This is a genomic window from Streptomyces mutabilis, assembly GCF_014649815.1.
In the GTDB taxonomy this organism is placed as follows: Bacteria; Actinomycetota; Actinomycetes; order Streptomycetales; family Streptomycetaceae; genus Streptomyces; species Streptomyces mutabilis.
Window position 1 is genome coordinate 1 of the sequence record NZ_BMTT01000233.1, and the last position, 580, is coordinate 580.

1 protein-coding gene is annotated in these 580 nt (G+C 28.6%); it reads right to left on the reverse strand.

Features of this window, described 5'->3' with window-relative positions:
* On the reverse strand, nucleotides 1–402 hold a 402-nt coding region (locus IE142_RS35580; RefSeq protein WP_191889491.1), incomplete at its 3' end, for a hypothetical protein.
* Between the last annotated feature and the right edge of the window lie 178 nt (nucleotides 403–580).

A 580-nucleotide genomic window follows, 5' to 3' on the forward strand; every position in this document is an offset into this window, starting at 1 on the left:
ACCATTTAAAGGTATTGAAATAACCTCTGCATAATAATCTCTATTATCTGTACGTAAATCCAAAGTGGCATTATCAGCAACATGTAATAATGCTGTTTGATTTCCTCTAGCATTAATATTAACTAAATCGTTATATGTACCAACTTGTTTTTTCTTATCTGGGTCCCATTGATGGTTTTTAGCATCTAATAATAATTTTGCTTCTTTATCTACTAATATTTGATAGTTTCCATCTAAGCCAATTAAATTATCGTGTTCCCAATTACCGATGCGATGACCATCAGAATTTGCGATAAATTTAGAATTTTCAGCAACTTCAAATGTACTATCTGTACCCATATTTACGATATTACCATTACCTTTTTGGTCAACTTTAACAGTTGATCCAATACCAGTATTCAATGTTCCACGCAAAAAAAATTAAATTTTTAAAAAGAAATATGAAGAATAGTTATGGTTTACTACTCTTTATTGAATAGCAATGCTAGTGTAACAAACATCAATTTGTGTTATCATAATTATGCATTCCTTGTCTTTAAAATATAAAAAGATCTATTTATCAAGTTGATACGTATCCTTT